Below are 20997 nucleotides of genomic sequence, written 5' to 3'. Positions count from 1 at the left end.
GACCGGCTGACCGTCAACGCGCGGCGAATCATCCGGAGGAATGACGCGAGCGCATCCCGGGACGGACGCGGACGCCGGTGCCGCGAATCTACGGTGACGATGTGCCTTGGATCGATCTCTCCGCAACCGCCCTCGTCATCGCCGCGCTCGTCGTCGGCGTCGCCACTCGACGCCGGAGTGTGCTCCCCGGCGCCATCACCGGCGGCGCAGCCGTGGTGCTCCTCGCCGTCGCGTTCGCACTCGAAGGCCCACGGCCTCCCCTGGTCGCAGCGGGCCTCGTCGCCGTCGCGTCCGCCGGCGTCGTGGTGTGGGCGCGCTCCGGGAGGCTGCCGAAGCTCGCGATCGCCGGCGTGGCCGTCGTGGTGCTCGGCGCGGTCGGTGTCGGCGGCGTCGCGTGGGCACTCCCGCCGATGTCCGTCCCGACCCCGAGCGGACCGCACGCCGTGGGCGTCAGCGCGCATGTCTGGACCGACCCGTCCCGCGACGCGCACGGGGGCAGCACTCCCGGTCAGGAACGCTCGCTGCCGGTGACCATCTGGTATCCGGCGGCAGAACCCGGCCCGTCGTCCCCGTACCTCCCGCGCGACGCGGCGTCGATCGCGCTCACGAAGGCTCTGGCCCAGCAGTACGGCCTGCCGCGCATCCTGTTCGACGGCCTGCTGCGTGCGACGAGCCCGGCGACGTGGCAGGGCGCGGCCGCCCACGGGTCCTTCCCGGTCGTCGTCGCGTCGCCCGGCTTCGCCAGCACGCGCTGGTTCTTCACCTCCTGGGCGGAAGAGCTCGCCAGCAACGGCGTGATCGTGATCGCCGTCGACCATCCGTACGACGCCGCCGCGACCGAGCTCGCGGACGGGACCACCGCCGTCGACGAGGCGGAGTCGACCGGCGACGATGCGGCCGATCAGGCCGCCGCGGACCGCGCGGTCGGCGTCCGGGCGGCGGACGTCCGTGCCGTCATCGACCACCTGCAGAGCGTCGCGGCGAGCACTCCCGAGCTGGCCGGCGCGGACCGGAGCACGATCATCGCCGCCGGGCACTCCGCCGGCGGCGCGACCGCGGTGGAGGCGGCCCGGCTCGACGACCGGATCGCGGGAGTGGTCGACGTCGACGGCATGCCGCGCTCCCCCGCAGACACCCGATTGGACCGGCCGCTGCTGGCCGTCGTCGCCGGCGACATGGACTCGAACCCGGAGTACCAGACGGCGCTCGACGGCATCCTCGCAGGCGCTGTCGGCGCGCGCGTGACCCTCGACGGCGTCGCCCACCTCGGGATGATGGATGCGGGACGCCTGATCGGCCCGGTACCGGGGATCACGGGTGCCGACGGTCCCGACGGTGCACGCCGCGCGGCGCAGGCGACGCTCCTGCTGGTCACCGCGGTCGAGACGGTGCGGCCGATCGACACCCGGGCACTGAGCCGTCTGGGGTCCGTCGGCTGAACCGGCCGTCCGCCGCCGGACGCGCGACTCGGAGCCACCTACTCGTCGTCGGTGACGCTCGCGAGCACCCCCGTGGCGCTCATCGCTGCAGGCCATCCGGCGTAGAACGCGAGGTGGGTGATCGTCTCGGCCAGCTCCTCCACGGTGACCCCGTTGGCGAGCGCCCGGCGCAGGTGGCCGGAGAGCTGCGCGTCCCGGCCGAGCGAGACCAGCGCCGCCACCGTGATGAGACTGCGGTCGCGCGGCGAGAGCTCGGGACGCTCCCAGACGTCGGCGAAGAGCACGTCGTCGGTCAGGTCGGCGAGCTTCGGGGCGTGCTGCCGGATGAGGTCGGGGGCGACGCGCGGGTTGGTGCCGGTCATGAGGCTTCCTTCGTTGTCATGGATGCTGCCGTTGGGGCGGACGCTGCGACGGTGTCGTGCGAGGCGGCGAGGGTTCCGAGAAGCGTCAGGCGCTCCTCGGTCGCGGATCCGGGTTCGGCCGTGAAGACGAAGAGCGACCAGCCCGGTGTGCCCGGCAGGTCCATCCCCTCGAAGGTGAACTCCAGCTCGCCGACCTCGGGGTGGACGATGCGCTTCGGGCCGGTGCGGTGGTGGCGGACGTCGTGCTTCGCCCAGCGGTGCCGGAAGGCGTCGCTGCGGGTCACCAGCTCGCCGATGAGGTCGGTGAGGCCCTTGTCGTGCGGATTCTGGCCGGCGGCGATCCGCATCGACGCGACGGTGCTGTCGGCGGAGCGCTCCCAATCCGGATAGAAGAGCCGCGACGCCGGGCTGAGGAAGAGGAACCGGGCGCCGTTGCCCTGCGTCGCCGGATCGTCGAGCATCGGCCCGAGCAATGCGCGGCCGAGGGCGTTGATCGCGAGGGTGTCCTTGCGCGGGTTGAGCACCCAGGCCGGCGCAGCCGTGATGGCGTCCAGCATCCACTGCACGGAGGGACGGACCGTCGGCTCGGCCGTACGGGTCCTCCGCCGGATCGGGGCCGGGGCCGCGGCCCGGGCGAGGTCGTGCAGGTGCTCGGTCTCGGCGTCGGAGAGCTGCAGGGCGCCGGCGATCGCGTCGAGGATCTCCGGAGAGACGCCCGCCAGGCTCCCCCGCTCGATCCGCACGTAGTAGTCGGAGCTCACCCCGGCGAGCAGGGCGACCTCCTCTCGGCGCAGCCCGGGCACGCGTCGCCGGCCGCCGCCGATGAGTCCCACCTGCTCCGGGGCCAGGCGACCGCGCCGGTTGGTGAGGAAGTCGCGCACCTCGGTCTCGTTGTCCATGCCTCCACGCTACGTCCGGATGCTCCCGGGAAGGAGGGTCTGCCAGTACCGGTAAGACGGCCCCCTGTCGCGCGGCTGGGAACGGGGGTGGACTGGGGGTGTCCACGATCAGAACGGAAACACCATGACCGACTCCTCGACTCCCGTCGCCGTCATCACCGGAGCGTCCTCCGGCATCGGCGAGGCCACGGCCCGCGCGCTGGCGGCGAAGGGCTACCGCATCGCCCTGCTCGCGCGCCGCCTCGATCGGATCACCGCGGTGGCCGACGAGCTCGCGAACGGCTCCATCGCCGTCCAGGCCGACGTCACCGACCGCGACGGGCTCGTCGCGGCAGCGGAGCGCGTGCGCGACGATGGGGCGTGTCGACGTGCTCGTCAACAACGCCGGGGTCATGCTCCTCGGCCCGTTCGGCCCCGAGCAGCGCGACGACTACCGCGCCATGATCGAGACCAACCTGCTCGGCGCGATCACGACCACCGAGGTCTTCCTCGACCAGCTGACGGACGGCGGCGGCGAACTCGTCAACATCTCGTCGGTCGCCGGACGCACCGCGCGCGCCGGCAACGGGGTCTACGCGGCCACCAAGTGGGGCATCAACGGCTGGTCGGAGTCGCTGCGCCAGGAGCTGCTCCCCGACGTGCGCGTCACCCTCATCGAGCCGGGAGCGGTCGCCACCGAGCTGCCGCAGCACATCACCCACGCGGCGACGAAAGCGGGCGCCGAGCAGGCGTACAGCCAGGTCGAGGTCACCGCGGACGACGTCGCCGATGTCATCGAGTTCGTGGTCAGCCGGCCGAAGCGCCTCGCCATCCACGAGGTGCTCCTGCGGCCGGCGGGGCAGCAGCTCTGACCTCCGCGCCCCTGCCACCGACCCGGACATCCAACCCCGCGAACGACGAAGGACCCTCATGCACGCAGTCACTCTGAACAACGGCGTCGAGATGCCGATCCTCGGCTTCGGCGTCTTCCAGATCGCCGACGACCAGACCCAGCAGGCGGTCGAGGCCGCGCTCGCCGCCGGCTATCGCTCGATCGACACCGCGGCCGCCTACGGCAACGAGCGGGCCGTCGGCGCGGCGATCGCCGCCTCCGGAATCCCGCGCGACCAGCTGTTCGTCACGACCAAGCTCTGGGTGCAGGACGCCCCGGCCGAGGCAAACACCCGGCGTGCGTTCGACGCCTCCCTGGCGCACCTGGGCCTGGACCATGTCGATCTGTACCTCATCCACCAGCCGTTCGGCGACTACTACGCGCAGTGGCGGGCCATGCAGGAGCTCAACAGGGAGGGCCGCGCCCGCGCGATCGGCGTCTCCAACTTCGCGCCGGATCAACTGCTCGACCTGATCATCAACAACGACATCGTCCCGGCCGTCAACCAGATCGAGACGCACCCGTTCCGGCAGAACGTCGAGTACCAGGAGCTGATGCGGGCCGAAGGGGTACAGCTCGAGTCGTGGGGGCCCTTCGCGGAGGGCAAGAACGGGCTCTTCTCCAACGAGGTCCTGACCGCGATCGGTGCAGCACACGACGTGTCGGTCGCCCAGGTCGTGCTGCGCTGGATGATCCAGCGCGAGATCGTCGTCATCCCGAAGTCGGTCGACCCGGGCCGGATGGCGCAGAACATCGACGTGTTCGGCTTCGAACTCACCGAGGACGAGATGGCCCGCATCGCCGAACTCCACACCGGGCAGTCGCAGTTCTTCGACCACGCCGACCCCGAGATGGTCCGGTGGCTCAGCGCGCGGCGTCTCGAGAGCTGATCGCCGGAGCGGTCGCCCGCGATCAGCCGAGCTGCTGCAGCCGATCCCGCTGACGCGCGTGCACCTCGCCGACCCACTCCCAGCCGGGCGCGGCCGCCGGGCCGATCCGGGAGTCGTCGGGTTCGCGACAGGAGCGCAGGGCGTCGACGTACGCGCGGTCGGCGGCGATCCGGGCACGCACCTGACCGACGCCTCCGACGGATCCGTGACCCGGGATGACGGCGGTCGCATCGCCCGCCGCACGCTCGAGCAGGTCGAGCGCGCCGAGGTAGTCGCCGATCGGGTCGGCGGCGCCGGACAGGTCCAGCATCGGGATCAGCACGTCGGAGAGCATGTCCCCTGCCACCAGGACCCCGCTCTCCTCGATCAGGAGGGCGGCGTGTCCGGGCGCGTGCGCCCGGTGCTCGACGATGCGGAGCTCCGGCCCGTCCCACGGGATGCGAGCGGCCGCGTCCGGGAGCGCGGTGAGGTCGCCCAGCAGGTCGAGTGGCGTGTCCTCCGGGATGCCGAAGCGGCGGCCGTCGATCCCGCCGGCCAGTCGCTCCCGGGCCGTCGTCGCGGCCAGGGCGGTGCCGTATCGCGGCGGGGTGCCGAAGGCGGGATGCCAGAGCAGGTGGTCCCAATGCGGGTGCGTCGAGAACCCGGCGAGCACGACCTGGTCGCCGAGGTCTAGCGCGAGGCACTCCAGCTCGTCGCCGAGGAGCCCGGATCGACGAGCAGCACGCCGCCCGCCCCCTCCACGACCACGGTGTTGCTCTGGCAGAACGTGCTCTCGTGCACGGACACGCCGGGAGCGACCGTGCTCAGCACGAGCGGACCCGAGGGCGGGAAGCGATCATGCCGCGCAGCCTACTCGGCTCTGACCTCTTGCGTTCTCTTCCGCCGGGCCGCCTCATCCCCCGCCCGCGCGGGAGGGCCAGGGCGGAGGACGAGAGCGGAGGACGAGCGTGGAGTGCGGCTACCGCCAGAACGCCCCGAGCGTCTCGGCGAGGGAGCGACCCAGCGCATGCCCGGCGCGGGCGGCCGGTATGCGCGTCGCCAGGTCCATCATGTTGTCGCCGAAAGCGGCGAGCGACGCGGCGTCGGGGTAGATCGTGTCCACCTCACTCCCCCGCGCGCGCAGCTCCGTGAGCTGCGCCTCCAGCCAGGCGCCCCACTCCTGCGGCAGCCGCGACCGTCCGCCGAACGGCGAGAGCACGAGCACCCGCCGAGCTCCGGCCGCCAGGTCGGCGTTCTCCGCATTCGTGCGGTAGCCGCCGTCGATGTACCGGCGCTCGCCGATGGCGAAGGGCAGGCCGCCGGCGCAGCTCGCCGCCACCGCGTCGACGGGCGACACTCCGCTCGCGCGATCGAACACCACCGGCTCGCCGGTGTCGGCGTCGACGGCGGTGATCAGGATGCGCCGGCCGGGCCAGTCCGGACTCGGGAGCCGGGTGGCGACCGTGGCGCGCCACTGGTCGTTCCAGGTTCCGTCGGAGGCATCGAGCAGTTCGACGGCGCCCGCGCCCATCCGGCGGCGCATGTCCTCCAGGCCTGTCGATGCGGCGATGATCGCGGCTGTCCGCGCCAGGTGGTCGACCGGGATGGGCCCGCGGTGCGCACCGCCGGTAGCGGGGCGCGGCCGAGGAGGCGCGTCGACGATGTCGGCGTACAGGCGGGCGGGCGGGGCGCCCGTGATCTGCAACGCGGCGGTCGATCCGGCCGAGGTGCCGACGATCAGGTCGGCGTCGGACACGTCGAGGCCGCCGTCGTGCAGTCCGGCGATGACGCCGATGAGCCAGGCGTTGCCGGCGGAGCCGCCTCCGCCGAGGACGAGCGCGGTGCGCGGGAGATCCGGGTGGTTCTGAGGGGAAGGATTCATGGTCGTAGCTTTCTCGGGAGTGCGGGGCGCTCCCTGCGACGGCTACGTCAGTCGCGGGATCGTGAACTCGAAGGAGCGCCCGTCATGGACAGTGTGTGCATCGGGCTCACCCCCTCGGATCGTGTCACGTTCGAGCAGAAGCATACCCCCGCTGCGCCCCTGGCCGTCACAGTGCGCGACGCCAGACGTCCACGTGAGCGGCGGCGTAGTCCGCTGCCGTGCGCCAGTGCTCGCCGTGCCCGTGGAGGTACATGGTGCCCCAGGGCTCGCGACCGGTCTCGTGCGCCTCGCGCAGCAGGTCGTGCATCGCGGCGGCTCGCTCGGCCACGGCGGTCGGCAGCGCCGAGCGGAGGGCGGCGTCGGCGCCGTATCCGTCGACGAACGCCGCGAGCCGTCCGGCGGCCACGTCGGGTCGGATGCTCGTGTCGTTGAGCGTGAACGATTGGGCCGCGTAGGCGAGGTCCCACAGGCGGGTGCTCGGGCCGGCGCCGTCCCAGTCGATGAACACCCATCGCTCCCCCGTCATCAGGTTCCACGGGGCCAGGTCGTTGTGACAGATGAGATTGGCACCGAGGACATCGGCACTGACCAGATCGGCCTCGGGAGCCGGGAGGAGCACATCCCACTTCACTCCGGTCGGTGCGGCGTAGTCCGCGGACGCGTCGTGGATCGCGCGCACCAGCCGCCCGACGCGCGCCAGCCCGGCGTGGTCCAGCGGTTCGCCGCCGAGCGCGAGTCGGCCGGGCACGAACTCGATGATCTGGCGCCCGCGTCCGTCGCGACCGAGCGGGCGCGGGACGTCCACGCCGTGAGCGCCGACATGGGTGACGTAGTCGATCACGGCCGGCGTGGATGCAATCCAGGGTTTGCGCACCGTCTCGCCGGAGCGCACCACGCCGGCGGATGCGTTTCCCCCGGCCAGCGGGGTCTCGTCGGCCACGACGTGTCGTCTAGTACGCGACCGAGATGTGCGCGCGCCGGTGCTCGTGCTTCTCGACCTCGTCGATGACCGCGAGGGCGAAGTCGGCGCCCGAGATCGCCGACTGCCCGTCGGCGTCGAGGAGCGCGACCTCTCCCCCGATCCGGTAGCGGCCGGTGGCCTCGCCTGGCACGTACGCGCCGTACGCGGCGCCGGGGCTGACGAAGAACCAGTCCAGGTCCGCCGGGGCGGACGCGAGCAGGTCCTCGAGCACCTCGGTCATCTCGCGTGCCTCTGCGGCGAACTGGGGAGGAACGTCGTCCCCCTCGGCGAAGCGGGGCGCGCCGGGCGCGGGGCGCAGGCCGCTGAACCCGCCGATCACCCCGAGCCGAACCCCCTCCTCGCCGGCGAGCTCGGCCAGGCGGGCATCGATTCCGCGCAGCTCTCCCTCGAGTTCGCCGCGCGGCGACAGGGCGGAGATGACGACGTCCGCATTCGTCACGGCACGGCGGCGCACCGCGTCGTCGAGCAGGGAACCCGTCTCGTAGCGCAAGCCGTCGACGGGCTCGGCGGGCGTCGACCGGCTGTACGAGGTGACATCGTGGCCGCGTGCGGCGGCCTCCCGGACGAGGTTCGTGCCGGTGAAACCGGTGCCTCCGAGGATGGTGATGCGCATGAGTGACGAACCCTTCGATCGTGTGCGTGGAGCGTCGTGCAGCTCCAGCCTAGGCAGCCGATCCGGAAGCGCGATGCCCCGAGCCTGTGGATCCGCTCAGTGGGCGTCGTCGAATGTGCTTAGTAGTACTCATCTTAATGCTATGGTGTACTAAGTAAATGGAGGTGGCATGACCGACGACATCGGCGAGGTGGGCGCAGAACTGCGACGCGCCGTCAGCCGGCTCTACAGTCGGTTCCGCTCGGAGCGGGCGGACGGCGAGGTCTCCGATGCCGCGCTGCTCGTGCTCATGGTGCTGTCGAAGCGCGGCGAGCTGAGCCTCAGCGAGCTGGCCGCGGCCGCGCACGTGACGCTCGGCTCGATGAGCCAGACGATGCGGCGGCTCGAGCAGTCGGAGTTCGTGGCCAAATCACGCGGCACGGCGGATCGTCGAACGGTCATCTTCCGCCTCACCGAGCACGGCGCCGCCGCGGCGACGGCCTCGCGCCTGCACCGGGAGGACTGGCTCAACGGCCGCCTGGCCGAGCTCACCCCGGCCGAGCGCGCGAGCATCGCACACGTCGCACCTCTCCTCCTCCGTCTCGCCGATTCTTGAACAGGAGCACCATGCACCCCGTCGAAGCCCTCTTCGTCCCGTTGGGCCGGGCGCTGCGCAACCGGCGGCCCGACGAAGCGCTGAGCCTCGCCGAAGACCCCGCGTTCGCGACGTCCACACGGCTCGCACTCACCTCCCCCTCCTTCGCCGACGGCGAGGTGATCCCCGCCAAGCACTGCGGCCCGCTGATCGGCGCCAACATCAGTCCCGCGCTCGAGTGGAGTGCCGTGCCGGCGGAGACGGCGGACCTGCTCCTGGTCATGGAGGACCTCGACATCCCCGGCGGCACGCCCGGCCTGCACACGGTCGTCGCCTTCGCCCCGACCAGGGGCGGTCTCGCGGAGGGCGCGTTGCGCACCGACGACCCGCGCGTCCGCTTCCTCCCCACCCGCTTCGGTCGCGCACAGTACGCCGGGCCGCGCCCGCTGCCCGGCCACGGCCCGCACCGCTACCGGTTCCACCTCTACGCGCTCGACGCCGTCGTCGACCTCGGCCAGGTCGCCGGCACGTCCCAGCTGCCCGCCGCGGTCGACGGGCACGTCCTCGCATCGGGCACCCTCCTCGGGACGCGCACCACCTGATCTGCTCACTACCGCGCGTGTCGGCACCCGCGAACGGGCGTGTTGCGACGCCCTGTCCGCCCCGGGGAGAATGAGGCCGATGGGGGTCTCGTTCGCCGTACCGCGCCGCTGGGGCAGGGCGTACTTCGCGCTGCAGGCGGCGGCGGGCGGCGCGTGGTGGATCGCCGTGTTCCTGTCGCCCCCGGTGCGGAACGCGACTCTCGGCGGGCTGGAACCGCTCGTCGTCGCGGTTCTGGACATCCCCCTGTTCGTCGTCTCCTCGGCGGTCGCCGCATTTGGCAGCCGGGTGGCCGCCGTCGTCGCGACCGGCTGGACGATCCTCGTGACCGTCGGGCTCGGCGTCTACGCGACGGTCACCGGTGCGGCGGGATGGGGTGTCCTGCTGATGCTGGCGGCATCCGGACTCTCCGTGCTCGCGCTGTGCTCGGTCGTTCTGGGCCGCCTCCCGGCCGAATGGGTCGTGAGCGGGCCGTTCCGGTTCCGTCCCGCGACCGCACGCAGGTCCGCCGCCGCGCATGTCGTGGCGACGTTCGCGCAGATCGCCGCGTTCTGGGGTTTCTTCCTGGCTGCCCTGCCCGCCGTGATCGCATTCCTCGAGGAGCGCTGGGGCTTCCACATGAGCTTCCCTCCGGGTGCGGTCGTGACGGGGCTGGTGGTCCTCGCACTGGCCAGCGCCCTCGGAATCTGGTCGGGCGCGATCATGTCGGCGCTCGGCGACGGCACTCCCCTGCCGGCCGCGATGCCGAATCTGCTCGTGGTCGCTGGGCCGTACCGCTGGGTGCGCAATCCGATGGCACTGGCCGGGATCGTGCAGGCGGTGGCGGTCGGGCTGGTGCTCCAGTCGTGGATGGTCGTCGTCTACGCGCTCATCGGCTCGCTGGTCTGGAACCTGCTGGTGCGGCCGTTCGAGGAGGCGGACCTCGAGCAGCGCTTCGGCGCGGAGTTCGCACGCTACCGCGCCAACGTGCGCTGCTGGATCCCGCGGATCCTGCCCTGGACGCCCGCGACTGAATCGCTACAATCGGCCTGAGAGCGGTGGTGCGATCGCGGCACCGCACCGGTGAGCGGCAGCGAGAGGCACGCGTGTACTGGTCGGCGGGGGTCGAAGCGGCAGTGGACGAGGCCGTCGCGCGAGCGGCCTCCGGAACCCCGACCATCCTCGACATCGAAGGCCTGGCGGGGTTCGGCAAGACGCAGCTGGCGCGCGCGGTCGCCCAGCGCTTCCCGGGCGGGGCCACGCTGCGCGCGACCGCGTACGAGGACACGCAGTCCGACCCGCTCGGTCTGCTGGAGCAGCTCGGCGTCGAGACGGCCGGCCTGCCGGCGAACGCCCTCAGCGCGTCGCGTACGCTCGGAGCTGCGCTCGACGTCCTGACCGACGACGACCCGATCGTGATCGTCCTGGACGACCTGCACTGGGCCGACCCCGAGTCCCTCGACGCCGTGGGCGTGCTGATGGATCGGATGGCCGGCGACCGCGTACTGGTCGTCGCCGCCCATCGGCCGGCCGGGTCGCGCCACGCGCGCTGGTCGGCGCGGCTGGCCGACGCGCCCTCCGTGGTCCGTGTGAGACTCGACGGGCTCGACGACGACGCCACGCTCGAGCTGATCCGGGAGACCGCACCGGAGGCATCACCCGAGCTCGCTCAGGCCCTGCGCGCCCACACCGGGGGCAGCCCGCTGTTCCTGCGGTCACTGCTGCACGAGCACCCCGCAGCCGAGCTGGCCGCCCTCGCCGAGCGCAACGAGCTCCCGGCGTCGAGCGAGCTGGTCGCGACCATGGGCGAGCGCCTGGCCCGGCTCGACCCGGATGCGGTCGCCACCCTCAGCGCGATCGCCGTGCTCGGCGGAGACGGCGCCGAGACCTTCGTCCTGAGCGCCGTCGCGGACGTGCCCGACATCGCACCGGCGCTCGACCTGCTCACGCGCGATCGGCTCGTGATCGTCGACCGGACGGGGCCGATGCCTCGCGCCCGGATCTTCCACGGCGTCGTGCGCGCAGCGGTCTACGACAACATCCCACCGGCCACGCGCGACCGCATGCACTCGGTCGCGGCCGCTCGCGTGGCGAACCCCGGTGACCGGCTCCGGCATCGCGTCGCCGCCGCCCGCGGGGCCGACGACGGACTCGCCCTCGACCTGCGGATGTTCGCCGACGCACTCCACGAGCGCTCGCGCTACCGCGAGGCGTCCCGGTTCCGCAGGCAGGCGGCGCACCTCGACTCCGACCCCGGCGTGTCGACGGCGGACACGCTGGAGGCCGACTTCGAGTCCATCCTCGCCCTCGATCTGGAGGACGTCACGGTCACCGCCGACGACGTCTCGCTCGCACCGCGCGGACGGTTCGTCGCCGGCGCGAAACTCGCGGCCGAGAAGCGCTTCGTGCAGTCCAGCGATCTGCTCGACACCCTGACGGAGGACGACCTGGACGCGTTCGATCCGCTCACGGCCTACCGGGCCCGCGTGCTGCGTGCGTGGTCGCTCGTCGCCTCCGGCAGGTCGGCGCAGCGCGCCCTCGACGACCTCGCCGCCGCCCGCAGCGGCCCGGTCGCCGATCCGGCTGTGCAGGGATATCTCGCACTCGCCCAGGGACAGGCCGCCCAGCGGGTCGCCCCGGTCGAGGAGCGGATGTCGCTCCCCGGTCTGCTCTCGGTCGACCGCGCGCAGATGGCCTCCACTCCGCAAGGGACGGTCGGGCTGGCATGGCGTGGCGCCGTGATGTCGCTGACCGGGATGCCCGAGGAGGCGATCGGTGATCTGAGCCTGGTCACCTCCCGTTTCGGCGACGGGCTGATGGACTTCACCGACGGCGTGTTTCACGCCCTGCAGGGGTTCGCCCACTTCGTCAACGGCCAGTGGCCGCGCGCGGCCATGATGATCGACCTCTCGCGGGCGGGCCGCCTGCGGCATGCGGCCCCGCTCACTGCCGCCATCGAACCATTGGCCGCGGTCGTCGCCGGGGAGCCGGAACGCGCGCGGGCGGCGCTCGCCGCGGCGCGGCGCATCCGTGTCGACGGACCGCAGCCGGCCGCCGTGCACGCCGGCGACATCGTGGACGTGCTCACGCTCGCCTACCTGGGCACGGATGAGGAGCGGGCGGGGTGGCTCGCGGGCCGCACCCGCGACCTCGGCTCGCCGGACGACTGGGCGGCCGAGCAGGTCCCGCACCTCTGGTACGTGGCGCAGGGAATCGGAGCCGAGTGGGCGGGAGAACCGGAGGCGGCGCCCCGATGGGCGGCCCTCCTGCGGACGGTCGATCCCCCGCCGTGGTCGGACGTCGTCGCGGACTGGCTGGAGGCCCGCGCCGACCGGACCCCGGACGGCGCGGCACAGCTCACCCGGATCGCGACGCGGGGCGTGCCCGCGCTCCCCGCGATCGACGCGCTCCTCCGGTACGACGCGGCCGTCCGAACACCGACGGGACCGCAGGCGACGGCGCTGCGTCGATCGGCCGACGACGCCCTCCGGGATCTCGGTGCCGACCTCCTGGCCGACAGCCTCCCGGCCGTCGCCGGCTCGGAACCCGGAGCGAGTGCGCCCGCCGCGTCCGTGCTCGGCGAGCTGAGCGATCGGGAGCGGGAGGTCGCCGCGCTGATCCTCGAAGGGCTGAGCTACTCCCAGGTCGCCAAGGAGCTCTTCATCACACGATCCACGGTCTCGTTCCACCTGTCGCGCATCTACGCGAAGACGGGGACGAACTCCCGGCACGAACTCGTCGACGCCGCTCGCCGGGGCGACACCTAGGCGGAGGACTGTGCACTTCGCACAGTCGGTCCGGCCGCGCCGCTCGGGAGACTGGAGGCATCCCTCTTCCATAACCGAAAGGCCTCCCCATGATCGCGGACATCATCGCCGGACTCATCGGCAACTACATGACCACCCTCTTCGTCGTCGGACTCATCGTCGCCCTGGTGCGCGTGCTCGCCCATCGCGGGCCGCGCAGCGCCGAGTTCGTCAGCGGCACCTTCCTCAACTCCTTCGTGATCTGGGGCGTCGGCGTCGCGCAGACCGTGAACTTCGTGATGCACTCCGTCTTCGGCGACTACGCCGCCAAGACCATCGGCTGGGCGCAGAGCCCGTTCCAGTGGGAGCTCGCCGTCAGCAGTCTCGGGGTCGGTGTGATGGCCTTCATCCTCGGCCGCCGGATGGCCCCTCTCATCGGCAAGGCCGCCGTCGTCATCGCGACGGTGATCTTCGGCCTCGGAGCAGCAGGCGGCCACGTGTACCAGATGATCGCCAACCATGACTACGCGGCGAACAACACCGGCCTGCTGCTGATCTCCGACATCGTCATCAACCTGGTCGGCCTGGCCTTCGTGATCTGGCATGCGATCGCCGTCGGGCGCGAGACCGACACCACCGACGCCGAGTCCACGCACGCCGAGCCCGTCCGCGTCGCCTGAATCCCTGACCTCAGCCGCGCGCACCACCCGAACACCTGACCCGAGGAGTCCCCATGAAGCACACCATCGCCCCCTTCTCCCCCGACCCCGACCACGACTTCGAGATCCGCACCGCGCTGGGTCTCGCCGTCGAGGGTGCCACCGAACCCGGTGAGGTTCTCGCGGCAACGGCCGGAATCGGCAAGGACGGTCACGCGGCCTGGTTCGCCGCCTGGAACGACCTGGCCACCCGCACCGCAGCGGTCGCCGACGAGGCCGCACAGGCCGGGCATCGGGTCAGCGCCGCAGAGGCGTACCTGCGCGCGTCGACCTACTTCGGCGTCGCCGTGAACGCGCTGAGCGCCCTGCCGGACTCGGACGAGCTCGGCACCACCTTCCGCGCGCAGCGTGCGGCCTGGGAGTCGTTCGTGTCGCTCACCGCCGTGCGCGCCGAGCGCGTCGACATCCCGTTCGGGCTCGGCTCCCTGCCCGGTTACCTGTTCCGTCCGTCCCAGGACGCGCAGGCCAACGGCGCCACCCTGGTCGCGGTGAACGGCAGCGACGGGTCGCTCGCGGCCCTCTGGGCGACCTGCGTGTCGCCCGCGGTGAAGCGCGGCTACACCGTGCTGGTCTTCGACGGGCCGGGACAGCAGTCGCAGCTCTTCGAACGCAACTCGTTCTTCCGCCCCGACTGGGAGAACGTGCTGACACCGGTCTACGACTTCGTCGCGCGCCAGCAGGGCGTCGACCCGTCGCGCATCGGCCTCTACGGCATCAGCCAGGGCGGCTACTGGGTCGCCCGTGCGCTCGTCTTCGAGCACCGCTTCGCTGCGGCGATCACCGATCCCGGTGTCGTCGACGTGTCGACCTCCTGGACCGGGCATCTCCCGAAGGTCCTGCTGAAGGCGCTCGACGATGGTCAGACCGAGAAGTTCGACGCGGAGATGGCGCTCGGGCTGAAGCTCTCCCCCGGCACCGCGCGCACCTGGCAGTTCCGTGCCCGGCCCTACGGGACGACGGGCTACGCCGAGACCATCCAGGCGGTGCGGGCGTACCGCATCACGCCGGAGGAGGCCGGCCGCATCACGACGCCCGTCTTCATCACCGATCCCGAGAGCGAGCAGTTCTGGCCCGGGCAGGCGGACGAGCTCGCGCAGTACGCACCCGGCGTGTCGACGCTCGCGCGGTTCACCGCTGCCGAGGGCGCGGACGGGCACTGCCAGCCGCTGGCGCGCACCGTGACCGCGCAGCGCATGCTCGACTGGCTCGACAGCCGGCTGGCACGCGCATGAGCCCCCTCCGGATCGTCCTGGGACTGATCCCGTTCGCGCTGTTCCAGCTCCTCGCGACAGCCATGCCGGTCGGGCCGGCGGCGCTGATCGGGATGGCGGCGGCGATCGCGGCCGTGCTCCTCGACCTCCGCGGCGGGGTGAAGGCGGTCCCCGCCGCCGGAGTGGTCATCCTCGGTGGCCTGGCGCTCGTGGGATTCCTCGCCGCGCCGCCGGTCGTCGCCTTCGTCGGTGACTACGGGCGCGGGCTCGCCACCCTGCTGCTGGCCCTGTTCATCCTCGGTACAGCGCCCTTCGCACCGTTCACGGCCGCCTACGCGCGTCAGAGTGTCGCGAAGCAGTACTGGAGGAGTCTGCGGTTCGTCGCGACAAACCGACGGATCAGCCTGATGTGGGGCCTGGCCGTGCTGGCGATGTCCGTCGGGCACCTGCTGGCGTCCGCGCTGGTCGGTTCGGGCGCCGCGTTCCCCGGGCTCGTCGTGATCCTGAACTGGGGAGTGCCGATCGCCGCGATCGTCGCCACCATCAAGTACACCGCGCGCACCGCAACCGCCGCGGGCTCCACGGGATCCGCTCCGGCGGACCCGACGGTCAGTACTCGCCCTTGATCACGAAGAACGACCCGCGGATCTCGCCGGCGAGTTTCGAGCGCTGACGGGCGAACTTGAAGCGCTCCGCGAGCTCAGCCGGCACCTCCATGCCCTGCGAGAGCTTGAAGCCGACGGCGCGCTTGCCCGCCGGGTCGATCGCGTACATCACGTTGATCGCGAGCCCGGACTCGTAGAACACGTAGTCCATCCGCAGCCCGTCGACCTCGAACGTCGTTGCCTCCAGCGGGCGGGAGGCGATGTGGATGTCGCGCTCCTCCGCCAGCACGCGGGTCAGGCGCTCGACGGCCTCGGTCTCCTCCGCGGCCGGGCCGACCGCGAAGTCGTGGTCGTACTTGTTCTTGTAGTAGCGCGCCTCGTTGGCCCGGAGGCCCGCGAGCGCGTCCGCCACCGGGCTCGATTCCAGCCCCGCCGTCGACACGGTCACGAAATCGACGATCTCACGCATGTGGCCTCCCAGCCGTCTTTCGAACCACGATAGTCGCCTGCAGCGACCCGAGCAGGGCGAGCTTCTCCCCCGCCTCCACCGTCGCCGGGTGGTAGAGCACGAGGACGAGCCCGTCCGTCCCGGTCACCTGCAGCTTCTCTCGGTGCACGCTGAGAGCGCCGACCACGGGATGTTCGAACGTCAGGGTGCCGCCCTGCCTCTCGCGCACGTCGTGGCGGCTCCACAGCCGGCGGAAGGCCGGGCTCGCGATCGAGAGCTCGCCGACCAGTTCGACGACGCGCGCGTCGTCGGCGTCGGCTCCGACCGACCGGCGGAACCCGGCTATCAGCACGGCCGACGCCGCCTCCCAGTCGGGGAAGAGCGCCTGCTCGGCCGGATCGAGGAAGACGTCGCGCATCCGGTTGCGGCCGGCGACGAGACGTGGCGAGAGCGCGGTGGCGAGCGGGTTCGCGGTCAGCACGTCGAGGTACCGTCCTTCCACGAACGCGGGGAACGGCAGTTGCGGGACGAGCGCGGCGATTCCGGCGGGCAGGGACTCCGCCCGCGTGCGCCGCGGGCGCCGCGGCAGGTCGTCGGCGCGCACGAGACCCAGCAGGTGCGCGGTGGCCTCGTCGTCGAGCTGCAGCACGCGTGCGACCGACCGCAGCACCTGCCCCGACGGGTTGCGGTCGCGGCCCTGCTCGAGCCGCAGGTAGTACTCGGCGCTGATACCGGCGAGCATCGCGACCTCCTCCCGCCGCAGGCCCGCCACACGCCGGGTGCCGTGCACCGGGATGCCCACCGTCCCGGGCGAGACCAGCTCTCGCCGGGCACGGAGGAACTCCCCCAACAGGTTCAGATCACCCGGGTTCTGCTCGCCGTCCATGCGCCCACGCTACCCACCGCACCCGCGCCGTGCCTGCCCCTGGCGGTACCAGTGTCACGGGAGCACTGGATCGACACGCCCCGCAGGGGAACGATCGGACTGTCAGCACATCTCGAAGGGACAGACCATGACCGCACCGCGCATCCTCGTCACCGGAGGCTCCGGCTTCATCGCCGGACACATCATCCTGCAGCTCCTCGACAGCGGTGCATCGGTGCGGGCGACGCTGCGCTCGCTGGATCGTGAATCCCAGGTCAGGGCCACGCTCCGGGAGGCGGGGATGACCCGCGACGACGCTCTGGAGTTCGTGGCCGCCGACCTGCTCGACGACGCCGGCTGGCCGGCGACCGTCGAGGGCGTCGACGGCGCGCTCCATGTGGCGTCGCCCGTGCACCTCGGGCCGGTGGACGACGAGGAGCAGGTCATCGCCCCGGCGCGCGAAGGGACCCTGCGGGCCCTCCGCGCCGCACGGGACGCGGGGGTGCCGCGCATCGTCGTCACGTCGGCCTTCCACGCCGCCGGGTTCGGTCATCCCCCGCTCGAGCGCGCGTTCACCGAGGAGGACTGGTCGGTGCTCGACGGGCCGGGCATGGACGCCTACGGACGCAGCAAGGTGCTGGCCGAGCGTGCGGCCTGGGACGTCATCGCGGCAGAAGGAGGCGACACCGAGCTCGTCACGATGCTGCCGGTCGCCGTCGTCGGACCGCTCCTCGGCGACGGGATCTCGGGCGCGAACCATCTGGTGCGCCGGGTGCTGACGGGCGAGCTGCCGGGCTATCCCGATGTCGCCGTGCCCTTCGTCGACGTGCGCGACGTCGCCGCGGCGCACATCGCCGCGCTGACCGCAGCGGACGCGGCGGGCCGGCGCTTCCTGCTGACCAGCCAGGAGGACGCGGTGCCGCTCGCCGATGTAGGAGCCGAGCTCCGTGCGGCACTCGGCGACCGCGCCCCGAGGATTCCGACTGCGATGCTTCCCTCGGAGGCCGTGCGGGCCGCCGCCGAGAGCAACCCGGGGATGCGCCCGATGGCCGCGGAGCTCGGCTACCGCAAGAAGGTGTCGTGCGAGAAGGCGCGCGACATCCTCGGGTTCCGGCCCCGCACCTGGCAGGAGGCGGTTGTCGCCGCCGGCGAGAGCATGATCGCGCGCGGGCTCGACTGACGCCTGAGGGCGTCAGCCGATCAGCGACACCGCCCGGGCGATCACCAGGGCGAGCAGCACGAAGCCCGAGAACGACTCGAGCGCCATCAGGAGCTTCGCCCGGTGCGAGAGGGGCATCGCGTCGGTGGCGCTGAAGGCCATCGAGTTCGACAGCGAGCTGTAGAAGTAGTCGATGTAGTTGGGCCCCCAGTCGAGCGTCCGGCTCGACCCGCGTGCCACCTCCTCGACCGTGTCCTGGTCCTCGTCCTGCGGAAAGCGGAAGTCGGCGAGCGGCAGCGCGTGCCGTGGCCGGGTCACCCGGGAGACCGGGCCGCCGCGGTCCATCACCCAGAACACCAGCGCGAACGCGATCACGTTGGTCACCCAGACCTGCACGGACGCGAGCAGGATCTCGGACCCGTTGCCGCTCTTGTTCAGCAGGCGGATGACGGTCTCGACGAATGCGACCTGGTTGGCCACCAGGATCAGCAGCGCCAGGGCGAACTCCAGCCACCGCGACCACCGCGACTCCCGAGACAGCCGATGCGGGTTGTAGACGACGAGCGCGACGAGCATGAGCAGGCAGACACCGACGACGAGGTACCGCTCGAGGGCCGGCACGACGCTCGGGAGGAAGGCGTAGGAGGCGAGTGCGAGGAGCGTCGCGATCACGGCGGGCCAGCGGTGCTCCGGCGCGACGTCGCGCGCTCTGCTGTCGTCTTCGTCCACGACGCGACCCTACGCCGTTCAGTCGCGGAGCACGGCCACCGCCTCGATCTCGACCAGGGCTCCGGGATTGGCCGGAGCGACAGCGAGCACCGTCACCGCGGTGCGGTGGGCGCCCCAGACCGCCCCGGTCGCGGCGTAGGCGTCGGTGGGATCGACGGACGGGTCGAGGTGGATGGTGAGCTTCACGACGAACTCCGGCCCGGACCCCGCCGCCTCCAGCACGGCGAGCACGTTGCGCAGCGCCTGCTCCGTCTGCGGACCGAGGCCCTCGCGCAGCACGCCGTTGCCGTCGATGCCGTTCTGGCCGCCGACGTAGAGGGTCGGCCCGGCGGGTGCGATCATCCCCTGGGCGAAGGCCGGGCTGCGGACGAGTGCGGGCGGGTCGACAGGGGTGGGAAGGCCGGACATGATGTCTCCTCTCGCTGGATGGCGCCCATTCTCCCGCCGACCACCGACGGGAGCACCTGTCCACCGAGGGGGCGTATGCTCGTCGTCGTGTCTTCCACCCCTCCCCTTCGGCCCTCCGGGCGTCTGGAGGTCGTCGGCGCCCTGCGCGCCGGCGTGAGATAGCCCCGTCCCCACCCGGCACCACCGGGTGCGCTTCTGCGCGCCCGCTCCACAGGACAGCTCTCTCTACACGTAAGGCACACTCATGCATCCCCTCACCGACGCGCGCATCCGCGCGTCCTTCGTCAACGCCTCCCAGCGCGAGCGCAAGGAGCTCGCGCTCCCCGACCTCGATGCCGTCGCCTGGGACGACATCGATTTCCTCGGCTGGCGCGACCGCAAGCTCCCGAACGTCGGCTACGTGGTCGCCGAGATCGACGGCGAACCGGTCGGCGTGCTGCTGCGCCGCGCCGAGGGCTCGGTCCGCGCGCGGCCGCAGTGTTCCTGGTGCGAAGACGTGCACCTCCCGAACGAGGTCGTGTTCTTCATCGCCAAGCGCGCGGGCAAGGCCGGACGCGACGGCAACACCCTCGGCACCCTCGTGTGCGCCGGCTTCGAGTGCTCGGTCAACGCGCGCAAGCGGCCGGCGACCGCCTACATCGGCTTCGATGTGGAGGCGGCGCGGCTGCAGCGCATCGACACCCTGCGCGAACGGGTGGACGCGTTCGTGCGCCGGGTGCTCGGCGAGGACTGACCTCCCGTCACTCGCCGCCGTCGAGGAACTGCTCGTGGTGGTAGCCGGAGTCGTCGAGGATCGCGACCGTCGACTCCGGCACCTCCACGAACGCACCGGGCAGGTCGTTCAGGGGCTCGGAGACCACCACCTTGGCGTGGTCTCCGAACAGGTGGAGGCGATCGGCTTCCGGGTACATCTCACGCAGTGCCGGGATGGCCACGGAGTGGAACAGCGTGCGGCTGCGATGCGACGTCGAGTAGCGGAAGGCCCACAGCGTCGCCCCGTCCGAGAGGGCGATCGTGCCCTGCATCGGGAAGGCGATCCCCTTCTCCTTGCCGACCTGCTCGACGCGGCGCACCGCGCGGCCCAACGCTCCGACGGGGTCGTCCTGCAGCCCCAGGGTGAGCGCGAGGTAGAAGAGCACCTCGGAGTCGGTGGTCCCGCGGATGAGCGGGTAGAGCGACGGGTCCACCGCGAAGGTCAGATCGCGTTTCATCGCCTCGAACCCGCTCAGGAACCCGTTGTGCATGAACATCCAGTTCTCGTGGCGGAACGGGTGGCAGTTCGTCCGCTGGATCGGCGGACCACCGGCGGCACGCACATGGCCGAAGAAGATCGGGCTGGCGATCGACTTGGTCAGCTCACGCAGGTTCTCGTCGTTCCAGGCCGGCTCGATGCTGTGGAAAAGCGCAGGCCTGCTGCCGGCCACCGACCCCTCGGGGTACCAGCCGAAGCCGAACCCGTCGCCGTTGACCGTCTCCGCGCCGAGCGGCGAGTTGAGCGACTGGGCGACCAGTGAATGCTGCGCGTCCAGGATGAGCACGGAGGGCTTCAAGGCCTCCCCCGAGTAGGCGAGCCAGCGGCACATCGGCCATCACCTCCCGGCGGGGCGTCAGCCCTGCGCGGCTGCTCCGGAGATGTTGACGAGCCACTGGGTGCCGAAGCGGTCGACCGCCATGCCGAAGCTGTCGCCCCAGGGCGCCTTCGACAGCGGCTCGATGACCGTGCCGCCGTCGACCAGCTTCTCGTAGTAGCCGGTGAGCTCCGCCTCGTCGTCGCCGCTGAGCGAGACCGAGATCGTGGAGCCGGGGTTGAGGTCCATGTGGGAGGGCACGTCGGCCGCCATCAGCGTGAACCCGGCCGGCGTCGTCAGCTGGGAGTGCATGATCCACTCGGCTTCGGAGGGCTCCTGGCTCACCTGGAACTCGGCGAACGTGCTGCGGGTGACCTCTCCGCCGAACACGCCGGCGTAGAAGTCCATGGCCTCGCGGGCCTGCCCGCGGAAGTTGAGGTAGGGGTTGAGCGTCGATGGCATCGGGGTC

At 71.8% G+C, this 20997-nt stretch carries 24 protein-coding genes and 1 pseudogene; 12 read left to right on the top strand and 13 right to left on the bottom strand.

Annotated features, from left to right (window positions below; all coding sequences use genetic code 11):
- Positions 1 to 101 precede the first annotated feature (101 nt).
- The gene (locus tag ACFVU2_RS09605; RefSeq protein ID WP_387873316.1) at positions 102 to 1439 is read left to right on the top strand and encodes an alpha/beta hydrolase family protein; all 1338 of its coding nucleotides are present in this window, start codon (positions 102 to 104) and stop codon (positions 1437 to 1439) included.
- A gap of 38 nt (positions 1440 to 1477) precedes the next feature.
- Here ACFVU2_RS09605 and ACFVU2_RS09600 read toward each other — a convergent pair whose 3' ends face one another.
- The gene (locus ACFVU2_RS09600; protein WP_387873315.1) at positions 1478 to 1801 is read right to left on the bottom strand and encodes a carboxymuconolactone decarboxylase family protein; all 324 of its coding nucleotides are present in this window, start codon (positions 1799 to 1801) and stop codon (positions 1478 to 1480) included.
- Positions 1798 to 2700, bottom strand: a complete 903-nt coding sequence (locus tag ACFVU2_RS09595; protein ID WP_387873313.1) for a helix-turn-helix domain-containing protein — start codon at positions 2698 to 2700, stop codon at positions 1798 to 1800. The genes ACFVU2_RS09600 and ACFVU2_RS09595 overlap by 4 nt, the downstream gene beginning before the upstream one ends.
- Positions 2701 to 2824: 124 nt before the next feature.
- Here ACFVU2_RS09595 and ACFVU2_RS09590 point away from each other — a divergent pair.
- Both ACFVU2_RS09590 and ACFVU2_RS09585 read left to right on the top strand, forming a co-directional pair.
- Positions 2825 to 3551, top strand: a pseudogene (locus ACFVU2_RS09590) (SDR family oxidoreductase).
- Between the two features lie 58 nt (positions 3552 to 3609).
- On the top strand, positions 3610 to 4461 hold the full coding sequence (locus ACFVU2_RS09585) for an aldo/keto reductase (RefSeq protein ID WP_387873311.1): 852 nt from the start codon (positions 3610 to 3612) through the stop codon (positions 4459 to 4461).
- 22 nt (positions 4462 to 4483) lie between these two features.
- Here the strand turns inward: ACFVU2_RS09585 and ACFVU2_RS09580 are convergent, their stop codons facing one another.
- The 5 genes from ACFVU2_RS09580 to ACFVU2_RS09560 all read right to left on the bottom strand — a co-directional run bounded on the left by ACFVU2_RS09580 (position 4484) and on the right by ACFVU2_RS09560 (position 7917).
- Positions 4484 to 5113 (bottom strand): MBL fold metallo-hydrolase, encoded by a 630-nt coding sequence (locus ACFVU2_RS09580; protein WP_387873310.1) that lies wholly within the window; start codon positions 5111 to 5113, stop codon positions 4484 to 4486.
- A gap of 17 nt (positions 5114 to 5130) precedes the next feature.
- The gene (locus tag ACFVU2_RS09575; protein WP_387873308.1) at positions 5131 to 5271 is read right to left on the bottom strand and encodes an MBL fold metallo-hydrolase; all 141 of its coding nucleotides are present in this window, start codon (positions 5269 to 5271) and stop codon (positions 5131 to 5133) included.
- A 148-nt stretch (positions 5272 to 5419) separates the two neighbouring features.
- On the bottom strand, positions 5420 to 6322 hold the full coding sequence (locus tag ACFVU2_RS09570) for a patatin-like phospholipase family protein (RefSeq protein WP_387873306.1): 903 nt from the start codon (positions 6320 to 6322) through the stop codon (positions 5420 to 5422).
- A 166-nt stretch (positions 6323 to 6488) separates the two neighbouring features.
- Entirely contained in the window at positions 6489 to 7262 is a 774-nt protein-coding gene (locus ACFVU2_RS09565) for a phosphotransferase enzyme family protein (protein ID WP_387873305.1), read from the bottom strand.
- Positions 7263 to 7272: 10 nt separating this feature from the next.
- A complete protein-coding gene (locus tag ACFVU2_RS09560; RefSeq protein ID WP_387873303.1) occupies positions 7273 to 7917 on the bottom strand; it encodes an NAD(P)-dependent oxidoreductase in 645 nt (214 codons plus the stop codon).
- Positions 7918 to 8086: 169 nt separating this feature from the next.
- Here ACFVU2_RS09560 and ACFVU2_RS09555 point away from each other — a divergent pair, with 169 nt between their 5' ends.
- From ACFVU2_RS09555 to ACFVU2_RS09525, 7 genes are all read left to right on the top strand, one after another.
- Positions 8087 to 8512: a MarR family winged helix-turn-helix transcriptional regulator gene (locus ACFVU2_RS09555; RefSeq protein ID WP_387873301.1), complete on the top strand. Its 426-nt coding sequence runs from the start codon at positions 8087 to 8089 to the stop codon at positions 8510 to 8512.
- An 11-nt stretch (positions 8513 to 8523) separates the two neighbouring features.
- Positions 8524 to 9093, top strand: coding sequence for a YbhB/YbcL family Raf kinase inhibitor-like protein (locus tag ACFVU2_RS09550; protein WP_387873299.1), 570 nt, complete (start codon positions 8524 to 8526; stop codon positions 9091 to 9093).
- A gap of 79 nt (positions 9094 to 9172) precedes the next feature.
- Complete coding sequence (locus tag ACFVU2_RS09545; protein ID WP_387873297.1) at positions 9173 to 10123, top strand: methyltransferase family protein; 951 nt, start codon at positions 9173 to 9175, stop codon at positions 10121 to 10123.
- A 53-nt stretch (positions 10124 to 10176) separates the two neighbouring features.
- A complete protein-coding gene (locus ACFVU2_RS09540) occupies positions 10177 to 12837 on the top strand; it encodes a LuxR C-terminal-related transcriptional regulator (protein WP_387873295.1) in 2661 nt (886 codons plus the stop codon).
- 89 nt (positions 12838 to 12926) lie between these two features.
- Positions 12927 to 13496, top strand: coding sequence for a DUF6790 family protein (locus ACFVU2_RS09535; protein WP_387873293.1), 570 nt, complete (start codon positions 12927 to 12929; stop codon positions 13494 to 13496).
- Positions 13497 to 13549: 53 nt separating this feature from the next.
- Positions 13550 to 14767, top strand: a complete 1218-nt coding sequence (locus ACFVU2_RS09530; protein WP_387873291.1) for an alpha/beta hydrolase family protein — start codon at positions 13550 to 13552, stop codon at positions 14765 to 14767.
- A complete protein-coding gene (locus ACFVU2_RS09525) occupies positions 14764 to 15372 on the top strand; it encodes a hypothetical protein (RefSeq protein WP_387873289.1) in 609 nt (202 codons plus the stop codon). Before ACFVU2_RS09530 ends, ACFVU2_RS09525 begins: the two co-directional genes overlap by 4 nt.
- Here the strand turns inward: ACFVU2_RS09525 and ACFVU2_RS09520 are convergent.
- Positions 15356 to 15820 (bottom strand): phage tail protein, encoded by a 465-nt coding sequence (locus tag ACFVU2_RS09520; RefSeq protein WP_387873287.1) that lies wholly within the window; start codon positions 15818 to 15820, stop codon positions 15356 to 15358. The two genes, ACFVU2_RS09525 and ACFVU2_RS09520, sit on opposite strands and share 17 nt — an antisense overlap.
- Positions 15813 to 16685, bottom strand: coding sequence for a helix-turn-helix transcriptional regulator (locus ACFVU2_RS09515; RefSeq protein ID WP_387873285.1), 873 nt, complete (start codon positions 16683 to 16685; stop codon positions 15813 to 15815). The genes ACFVU2_RS09520 and ACFVU2_RS09515 overlap by 8 nt, the downstream gene beginning before the upstream one ends.
- 127 nt (positions 16686 to 16812) lie before the next feature.
- Here ACFVU2_RS09515 and ACFVU2_RS09510 point away from each other — a divergent pair, with 127 nt between their 5' ends.
- Positions 16813 to 17844 (top strand): NAD-dependent epimerase/dehydratase family protein, encoded by a 1032-nt coding sequence (locus tag ACFVU2_RS09510; protein ID WP_387873283.1) that lies wholly within the window; start codon positions 16813 to 16815, stop codon positions 17842 to 17844.
- Between the two features lie 12 nt (positions 17845 to 17856).
- Here ACFVU2_RS09510 and ACFVU2_RS09505 read toward each other — a convergent pair whose 3' ends face one another.
- Positions 17857 to 18552, bottom strand: a complete 696-nt coding sequence (locus ACFVU2_RS09505; RefSeq protein ID WP_387873281.1) for a hypothetical protein — start codon at positions 18550 to 18552, stop codon at positions 17857 to 17859.
- Positions 18553 to 18570: 18 nt separating this feature from the next.
- Positions 18571 to 18960, bottom strand: a complete 390-nt coding sequence (locus ACFVU2_RS09500; protein WP_387873279.1) for a RidA family protein — start codon at positions 18958 to 18960, stop codon at positions 18571 to 18573.
- A 244-nt stretch (positions 18961 to 19204) separates the two neighbouring features.
- Between ACFVU2_RS09500 and ACFVU2_RS09495 the strand changes: the two genes are divergently transcribed.
- Positions 19205 to 19693, top strand: a complete 489-nt coding sequence (locus tag ACFVU2_RS09495) for an FBP domain-containing protein (RefSeq protein WP_387873277.1) — start codon at positions 19205 to 19207, stop codon at positions 19691 to 19693.
- Positions 19694 to 19700: 7 nt separating this feature from the next.
- Here the strand turns inward: ACFVU2_RS09495 and ACFVU2_RS09490 are convergent, their stop codons facing one another.
- Both ACFVU2_RS09490 and ACFVU2_RS09485 read right to left on the bottom strand, forming a co-directional pair.
- Positions 19701 to 20543, bottom strand: coding sequence for a class II glutamine amidotransferase (locus ACFVU2_RS09490; RefSeq protein ID WP_387873276.1), 843 nt, complete (start codon positions 20541 to 20543; stop codon positions 19701 to 19703).
- Positions 20544 to 20567: 24 nt separating this feature from the next.
- Positions 20568 to 20990: a VOC family protein gene (locus ACFVU2_RS09485; RefSeq protein ID WP_387873274.1), complete on the bottom strand. Its 423-nt coding sequence runs from the start codon at positions 20988 to 20990 to the stop codon at positions 20568 to 20570.
- Positions 20991 to 20997: the final 7 nt, after the last annotated feature.

Origin of the sequence: Leifsonia sp. NPDC058194, assembly GCF_042883605.1 — a bacterium.
Taxonomy (GTDB): Bacteria; Actinomycetota; Actinomycetes; order Actinomycetales; family Microbacteriaceae; genus Leifsonia.
This window is presented reverse-complemented; position numbering and strand designations above follow the sequence as displayed.

Excerpts from the sequence above, each read along its gene's own strand:
- ACFVU2_RS09600 (WP_387873315.1), bottom strand. The coding sequence starts at position 1,801 with ATGACCGGCACCAACCCGCGCGTCGCCCCCGACCTCATCCGGCAGCAC.
- ACFVU2_RS09595 (WP_387873313.1), bottom strand. The coding sequence starts at position 2,700 with ATGGACAACGAGACCGAGGTGCGCGACTTCCTCACCAACCGGCGCGGT.
- ACFVU2_RS09585 (WP_387873311.1), top strand. The coding sequence starts at position 3,610 with ATGCACGCAGTCACTCTGAACAACGGCGTCGAGATGCCGATCCTCGGC.
- ACFVU2_RS09570 (WP_387873306.1), bottom strand. The coding sequence starts at position 6,322 with ATGAATCCTTCCCCTCAGAACCACCCGGATCTCCCGCGCACCGCGCTC.
- ACFVU2_RS09560 (WP_387873303.1), bottom strand. The coding sequence starts at position 7,917 with ATGCGCATCACCATCCTCGGAGGCACCGGTTTCACCGGCACGAACCTC.
- ACFVU2_RS09555 (WP_387873301.1), top strand. The coding sequence starts at position 8,087 with ATGACCGACGACATCGGCGAGGTGGGCGCAGAACTGCGACGCGCCGTC.
- ACFVU2_RS09550 (WP_387873299.1), top strand. The coding sequence starts at position 8,524 with ATGCACCCCGTCGAAGCCCTCTTCGTCCCGTTGGGCCGGGCGCTGCGC.
- ACFVU2_RS09545 (WP_387873297.1), top strand. The coding sequence starts at position 9,173 with ATGGGGGTCTCGTTCGCCGTACCGCGCCGCTGGGGCAGGGCGTACTTC.
- ACFVU2_RS09535 (WP_387873293.1), top strand. The coding sequence starts at position 12,927 with ATGATCGCGGACATCATCGCCGGACTCATCGGCAACTACATGACCACC.
- ACFVU2_RS09530 (WP_387873291.1), top strand. The coding sequence starts at position 13,550 with ATGAAGCACACCATCGCCCCCTTCTCCCCCGACCCCGACCACGACTTC.
- ACFVU2_RS09525 (WP_387873289.1), top strand. The coding sequence starts at position 14,764 with ATGAGCCCCCTCCGGATCGTCCTGGGACTGATCCCGTTCGCGCTGTTC.
- ACFVU2_RS09520 (WP_387873287.1), bottom strand. The coding sequence starts at position 15,820 with ATGCGTGAGATCGTCGATTTCGTGACCGTGTCGACGGCGGGGCTGGAA.
- ACFVU2_RS09515 (WP_387873285.1), bottom strand. The coding sequence starts at position 16,685 with ATGGACGGCGAGCAGAACCCGGGTGATCTGAACCTGTTGGGGGAGTTC.
- ACFVU2_RS09510 (WP_387873283.1), top strand. The coding sequence starts at position 16,813 with ATGACCGCACCGCGCATCCTCGTCACCGGAGGCTCCGGCTTCATCGCC.
- ACFVU2_RS09500 (WP_387873279.1), bottom strand. The coding sequence starts at position 18,960 with ATGTCCGGCCTTCCCACCCCTGTCGACCCGCCCGCACTCGTCCGCAGC.
- ACFVU2_RS09495 (WP_387873277.1), top strand. The coding sequence starts at position 19,205 with ATGCATCCCCTCACCGACGCGCGCATCCGCGCGTCCTTCGTCAACGCC.
- ACFVU2_RS09490 (WP_387873276.1), bottom strand. The coding sequence starts at position 20,543 with ATGTGCCGCTGGCTCGCCTACTCGGGGGAGGCCTTGAAGCCCTCCGTG.
- ACFVU2_RS09485 (WP_387873274.1), bottom strand. The coding sequence starts at position 20,990 with ATGCCATCGACGCTCAACCCCTACCTCAACTTCCGCGGGCAGGCCCGC.